The 6,915-nt window shown below is 48.5% G+C and carries 8 protein-coding genes; 7 read left to right on the top strand and 1 reads right to left on the bottom strand.

All coding sequences use genetic code 11. The features are described from left to right. Nucleotides 1–86: 86 nt before the first annotated feature. The 5 genes from VN105_RS23730 to VN105_RS23710 all read left to right on the top strand — a co-directional run bounded on the left by VN105_RS23730 (nt 87) and on the right by VN105_RS23710 (nt 4,697). Nucleotides 87–935 carry a hypothetical protein gene (locus VN105_RS23730; RefSeq protein ID WP_325644903.1) on the top strand — a complete coding sequence of 283 codons (849 nt, stop codon included), beginning with the start codon at nt 87–89 and terminating at the stop codon, nt 933–935. A 94-nt stretch (nt 936–1,029) separates the two neighbouring features. Further along, on the top strand, nt 1,030–1,986 hold the full coding sequence (locus VN105_RS23725; RefSeq protein WP_325644901.1) for a YeiH family protein: 957 nt from the start codon (nt 1,030–1,032) through the stop codon (nt 1,984–1,986). A 112-nt stretch (nt 1,987–2,098) separates the two neighbouring features. Beyond that, entirely contained in the window at nt 2,099–2,980 is an 882-nt protein-coding gene (locus VN105_RS23720; protein ID WP_325644900.1) for an SAM-dependent methyltransferase, read from the top strand. A gap of 37 nt (nt 2,981–3,017) precedes the next feature. After that, nucleotides 3,018–3,713 carry a type 1 glutamine amidotransferase gene (locus tag VN105_RS23715; RefSeq protein ID WP_325644899.1) on the top strand — a complete coding sequence of 232 codons (696 nt, stop codon included), beginning with the start codon at nt 3,018–3,020 and terminating at the stop codon, nt 3,711–3,713. A 15-nt stretch (nt 3,714–3,728) separates the two neighbouring features. Continuing rightward, nucleotides 3,729–4,697, top strand: a complete 969-nt coding sequence (locus VN105_RS23710; protein ID WP_325644897.1) for a YpdA family putative bacillithiol disulfide reductase — start codon at nt 3,729–3,731, stop codon at nt 4,695–4,697. A 223-nt stretch (nt 4,698–4,920) separates the two neighbouring features. Here VN105_RS23710 and murB read toward each other — a convergent pair whose 3' ends face one another. Further along, nucleotides 4,921–5,937, bottom strand: a complete 1,017-nt coding sequence (gene murB, locus VN105_RS23705) for a UDP-N-acetylmuramate dehydrogenase (RefSeq protein WP_325644895.1) — start codon at nt 5,935–5,937, stop codon at nt 4,921–4,923. A 73-nt stretch (nt 5,938–6,010) separates the two neighbouring features. Here murB and VN105_RS23700 point away from each other — a divergent pair, with 73 nt between their 5' ends. Continuing rightward, complete coding sequence (locus VN105_RS23700) at nt 6,011–6,673, top strand: oxidoreductase (RefSeq protein ID WP_325644893.1); 663 nt, start codon at nt 6,011–6,013, stop codon at nt 6,671–6,673. 32 nt (nt 6,674–6,705) lie between these two features. Then, on the top strand, nt 6,706–6,915 hold a 210-nt coding region (locus VN105_RS23695; protein ID WP_325644891.1), incomplete at its 3' end, for a hypothetical protein.

The raw sequence follows: 6,915 nt of genomic DNA, 5'->3' as shown, positions 1-6,915 counted from the left end.
GACAAAATCCGCGGCCCAATCTTTGTGCAGATGCGGCATGGATGGAAGCCGGAGTACTTCCATCTCCATAAAACAGTAACTTTCATATGCATCTCAATAAACAATTATCCTGCCTGCTGCTGGCAGTATTACTGGCATCGTGCAACCTGAATAATAAACCTGGCAAATACGACAACGAAGAAGATGTAGCCGGCAATAAAAAGAAAACATCATCCACATCCACTGCCACCACTACCAAACCCGCCCGCAGTAAGGCGCCCATTATAGGCGAGCGAATTAACGGCGCTGCCACCATATTGAATAATCCGGGTGGAGAACCACTGGTTACCCTGTTAGATTATATCCCGCTGCGCTGTGCGCCTGTAAAAAAAGACTGGTACCCGGTAAGTGTTGATTTTGATATTACGAAAGATGAATTTAGCAAACCCATTTTCCACAAAGGGCGCAAAATAAAAGTAAATGGTGTGGAAGCAGGCGTGCTGCAACGCGATATCAAACTACCGGTGGCCACCAATGGGGAAAAAATGTGGGCTACCGTTACCGGCTATACGCAAAAGAAAAATATCCGCAACGGTACCATCATTGAATCCGCTTTAAGCAGCTACCTGAAGCAACATACAGGCCGCAGCACCGCTGATATGGACCCCTTTATCCACAATTTCAAACTGGAAGAAGAAACTACCCTCAAACCCTATGTGTTGTACTTCAATTATGAAAGCGGCATTGATGATCCCAGTCCCTTGTACCGGCTGGCCCTTGTATTCCAGGGAAAGCAGCTGATCGGCGTACTGCATGCCCGCCCCTTTGAGCTCAATGGCGGCAGCACACGCAGGCTGCAACGCGGCTTTACCGTTAACTATCTCAATGGCATTGATAAAAGCCTGAAAGAAGATTTCGCGGTGAAGTTCAACAAATTCATTCTCTCTGTTGATTAAAGTCATAACTTTTAGTTATCACCTATCACTTATAGCCATTTGACTCCGGGAGTTGTGATACGGAACTTTGTGATCCAATTACAAATGTTTGTGTATGCAACAAGAGAATACCGCAGCCGCCTGGCTACCGGAGAACACACAGAAAATTATATTCCTCACTGCAGCGGCTATTACACTGCTACCGGCAGTAACACCGCCTGTGGCATTGCTGCTGGGAGTTGCACTGGCACAAACCAGCGGCAACCCCTTTGCTGCAGTAACTCCCCGCATCACGCACCGGTTGCTGCAGCTATCCATCATTGGAATGGGCTTTGGCATGAATGTGCATAGCGCGCTGAAAACCGGTAAGGAAGGACTCCTGTTCACCATTGCCGCAATTACCGGCACATTGCTAACCGGCGCTATACTGGGCAAACTATTGGGGATCGATAAAAAAACATCTCATCTTATTTCCTGCGGCACGGCTATCTGCGGTGGCAGCGCCATAGCCGCTATTGCACCTGTAATGAAAGCAGGAGAAAAACAGGTATCGGCTGCGCTGGGCATCATCTTCCTGTTGAATGCCCTGGCCCTCTTTATTTTCCCGGCAGTTGGTCACGGATTGCATTTAACCCAGCAACAGTTTGGCCTGTGGAGCGCCATAGCCATTCACGATACCAGCTCTGTAATAGGCGCCGCCAGCAAATATGGCGAAGAAGCATTGCAGATAGCCACTACCGTGAAGCTATCACGCGCTTTGTGGATTATTCCCGTGGCCTTCATAACTACCCTGTTATTTAAAACGGATACCGGCAACATCAGGATCCCCTGGTTTATTGCCGTATTTGCAGGCGCCATGATATTGAATACCTGGGTGCCGCAGTTTCAGCCAACAGGCCTCTTCCTGGTAAAAAGCGCCAAAACCGGCTTGTCGCTCACCCTGTTCCTCATCGGTACCCATCTCAGCCGTGAAGCATTACGCAGCATAGGCCGCAAACCGTTGATCCACGGGGTTATACTCTGGATACTGATCAGCGCAGCTACCTTGCTGGCCATCTGTTGTATGGCCTGATACCGGGGAAAATCCCGTGATAATCCTATTCTCATTTTTACATATATTTGATCACAGACACGGTGATACTGGCAGCATTTATCTCAATAACCACGATGACTACACACAATTTATGAGCCGGTCCCCAGCCACAAAATCCGGCACTTACATGGCGGCATTCCGGGCAATAGAAAGTACCAAACCGGAGAAAGAACGTTTGTTATACGATCCTTTTGCCAGCGCATTCCTGTCGAAGTTTTACCAGCTTATACTGGCAGGTTGCATGATTCCCTTCATAAGGAAAATTGTTACTGCGTGTATACAGTTCCGTTGGCCCGGCAGCTTCACCGCGGCTGTTGCCAGAACAAGGCTGATAGACGACATGATCATTCACGCTGTAAAATCACAGGGCATCAACCAGGTAATTATTCTCAATGCTACTTTTGATACAAGGGCGCATCGTCTCAATGTTGGGGTGCCACTGCACTATGTGGAAATGGATCATCCCACGCTTCAGTATACCAAGAAGAAGATCCTGTCGGCCCTGGTAGGATTACCTGCTATCCATGTGGATTATGTGGAGCTGGATATGAACTACCAGCAGATCTCCGAGGTATTCCCAAAACTCTTTTACGGCTCACATTATAAAACATTGTTCCTGTGGGAAGGACTTACTACCATACAGGAAGCCAAACAGGCGGAAACGATTTTTCATCACGTAAAGAATTTTCATCCGGGTACACAAATTATTTTCACTTATGTGGAAAAAGCGGTGCTGGAAAATCCAACCGCCTTTTATGGATTTGTGCGCATTAACCGCTTGCTGCGCCGTGCCGGTGAAAACTGGGATTTCGGCATCTGCCCGGAAGAACTGTATGCCTACCTGGAATCCTATCACCTGCAGCTGCATTATGATGGCGGCGCCGACGATTACCGTGCAAAGTATTTCGGCGACAGGAGCAGGCATATGAAAGGCTATGAATATTTAAGGGTAGTAAGAGCAGAAGTGAAATAGCAGCCGTATCTTCGGTGCATCATTCAGCGTTCTGCATATGCATATTCACTACTTTCAGCACGTACCTTTTGAAGGATTAAGCTGTATTGCCAACTGGGCTAATCATCACCAGCATACGGTGACCCACACCCGCTGGTATGAAAGCACCGACACCACTGCACTCGCAGCGGCCGACTGGCTCATTATCATGGGCGGACCAATGGGCGTATACGAACAGGATCATCATCCATGGATGACTACAGAAATAGCACTTATCAGGGAAGCGATCCGTCAGAATAAAAAAGTACTGGGCATTTGCCTGGGATCACAACTGATTGCAGCCGCCCTGGGCGCCAATGTATACCCGCATACGCAACCTGAAATAGGCTGGTTCCCGCTGGATGTGAGCTTCCAGGGCCAGGCCGCTCCGCTGGAAGGCGTGCTGCCTTCGCATTTCAACACCTTCCATTTTCACGGCGATACCTTCGATGTACCGGTTGGCGCTACCCGTTTTGCCGCCTCCGCAGCCTGTAGCCACCAGGCGTTCATTTACGGCGACCGTGTAATAGGACTCCAGTTCCACATGGAATTAACGGCAGAAAGTTTGCAGGAAATGATCCTGCATGGCGCCGGCGCCATTGCAGCAGGAGGACCGTTTGTACAAAGTGAAGAGAAGATCCTGCAGCACGCTAACCTGCTCACACAAAACACTGAAACCATGTACCGCCTGCTGGATTATATGGCAGCGCTGTAAATAAAATATGATCGTATGAATGCTGCGTTTGATGTATTGATTATCGGTGGCGGGCCCATTGGTCTTGCCTGCGGACTGGAAGCCAAAAAAGCTGGGCTGAGCTATATTATCCTTGAAAAAGGCTGTGTGGTGAACTCCCTGTACAATTACCCGTTGTACATGACTTTTTTCTCCACTTCCGAGCGACTGGAAATTGGAAACGTTCCGTTTGTGTCTATCAACCCGAAGCCTACCCGGCCGGAAGCACTGGAATACTACAGGCGGGTGGCCACTTCGCATGAGCTGAACATAAAACTGTTTGAAGAAGTAGAACAGGTAACACCTAACGCCGGTGAATACACGATCACTACCGCCAAAGGCGCCTATCATGCGCGGCATGTAGTAATTGCCACCGGCTTTTATGACATTCCCAACCTGCTGAACATCCCCGGTGAAGATCTCCCTAAAGTAACCCACTATTATAAAGATCCTCACTTTTATGCCACACAGGACGTAGTAGTGATAGGTGCACATAACTCCGCTGTAGATGCAGCGCTGGAAACATACCGCAAAGGCGCCCGCGTTACTATGGTGATCCGCCAGGAAGACATCGGCAACCGCGTAAAATATTGGGTGCGCCCGGATATTGAAAACCGCATAAAAGAAGGTTCCATTAAAGCATGGTTTAACTCTTCGCTCACTGCCATCCGGGATAAGGAGGTGGATATTGCCACCCCCAATGGCCCTGTCACCATTGCCAACGATTTTGTTATTGCTATGACCGGCTACCAGCCTAACTTCAGCCTGCTGCAAAAATCCGGCATCGCCTTATCAGACGACCAGCTCAGGTTGCCGGCTTACAACCCGCTTACCATGGAAACCAATATGCCACGCATTTATTTAGCCGGTGTGGTTTGCGGCGGGATGAACACCCACGTATGGTTCATTGAAAACTCCCGTGACCACGCGGGAAAGATCATAGCGCATATCCGCGCTAATGCGTAGGGAGCGCCCTCGGCGCTTTAAATTGTCTTGGAACACTGATTACGCTGATTTTACTGATTAGCCTGATTTTTACTCTTTGGATTTTTTAAAAGATTTGGGGAGATGAAAGCGATTATATTCGCTTCTATCTCCCCAAATCAAAAAAAATAAAGATGATTCAAATCCTTAAATCAGTAAAATCAGCGTAATCATGCTCCAAGACAATTTCCAGCGCCGAAGGCGCTCAAACAATATTCACCTCACGCTCCAGTTCCACGCCGAATTTATCCTTCACGCTGTCCAGCACCTGCTGGGACAGATGATAGATGTCGCTGCCCTTTGCATGGCCGTAATTCACCAGTACCAGCGCCTGCCGGGCGTGAACGCCTGCATCACCATTACGGTATCCTTTCCAGCCGCACTGCTCAATGAGCCAGCCGGCAGCTAGTTTGAAGTGATCATCTGCTACGGGGTAGGCCACCATAGCCGGAAAGGCCGCATGTAATTTTTCGTAGACTGCTTTGGAAACCGTAGGGTTTTTAAAGAAGCTGCCGGCATTTCCTATTTCCGCAGGATTGGGCAGTTTGGAAGAACGGATGTTGATCACCGCCTGGCTGATAGCCTGGATAGAAAGTTCCTGCACGTTCATGCGCTGGAGTTCTTCATTGATAGCGCCGTAGCTGGTATTGAAATGTGGTTGTTTGCTTAACCGGTAGGTAACAGATAAAATAGCAAACCGGTTCCTGTATTCTTTTTTGAAGATGCTTTCACGGTAGCCGAAATGACAACCGGCGTTATTAAAAGTAACGATGCTGTGATCATCCAGGTGCAGGGCTTCCAGCTCATGGAACACGTCTTTTATTTCCACGCCGTAGGCGCCTATATTCTGCATGGGGCTGGCGCCTACATTGCCGGGTATCAGCGAAAGGTTTTCCAGTCCGGCCAGGTTTTGCGCAATGCAATGCTGTACAAACCCATGCCAGTTCTCTCCTGCTCCGGCTTTCACATATACGTAATCGTTATCCTCACCGGTAACGCTGATGCCTTTGATATTGTTTTTCAGCAGCCAGCCGTTAAAGTCCTGCGTGAACAGGATATTGCTGCCGCCGCCGAGGATCATCCGGGGCAGGCCATCCTGTTGCTGCCGCCTGGTGATATCCATCAGCTCTTCTGCAGAAGAAAAAGGGGCGAAATAACGTGCAGTGGCATTGATCCCGAAAGTATTATATGATTTGAGCAGAACATTTTCTGATACCTGCATAATAACTTAAATTTATGGTCAGCAAAGATAGCCGCAAATCATTTAGAAATCATAAATCCCATAATCCGGTTCCATGAATAAAACGGCGATAGTAATAGGCGCAACAGGACTCACCGGCACGCACCTGGTGGCGAGCCTCCTGCATGACCCTGCCTTCAGCAAAGTAAGGGTGCTGGTGCGGCAGCCCTGGGCACATGACAGACCAAAACTCGAAAGCATTATCGTGAACTTTGATGATGAAGAGAGCCTGGCTGCAGCGTTGCAGGGCGACATCCTTTTCTGCTGCATTGGCACCACCATTAAAAAGGCCGGCAACCAGGAAAATTTCAGGGCAGTAGATTATGGCATTCCCGTAAAATGCGCCAGGATAGCCAAAGAACAAGGCGTTTCCCAATTCCTGCTGATGTCTTCCATTAACGCCAATCCCCGTTCACGCAACTTCTATTTACGTACAAAAGGGCAAACGGAAGAAGCCATACAACAGGCGGGTTTTTTCAGTGTGAATATTTTCCGGCCTTCCGTGCTGATAGGCCAGCGTAACGAATTTCGCTTAGGTGAGTGGATCGGAAGATATCTTATCCAGCTTTTTTATTTTTTATTACAGGGAAGATGGAAAAAATACCGGGGTATCAAAGCAGCAACCGTTGCCAATGCCATGATAGTAGCGGCAAAAGAGAACGATGAAGGAGTAAGCATCTATGAATCCGATGCCATCCAAAGTATGGGTGAGGCATAAAAATCCGGAATTGCGTCTTATCTTTAGCGCGTATGAAAAAATGGGTCCTTCTTCTGGCTGTTGCAGCTATTGCCATGCTGCCGCTCTCTATGCAAGCGCAGGTAAACAGCTACTTTCCGGAAACATGGAAAGAAAATCCACAGCTGCATACTACTTCCTCTGCAAATGATCCTTATACGATCCTGGATTACAGGATGGTCAGAGATTTTAATATAAGCCCGCGCGATAAAGCACAGGGCGCC

The organism is Chitinophaga sp., from assembly GCF_035564935.1.
Classification (GTDB): Bacteria; Bacteroidota; Bacteroidia; order Chitinophagales; family Chitinophagaceae; genus Chitinophaga.
This window is presented reverse-complemented; position numbering and strand designations above follow the sequence as displayed.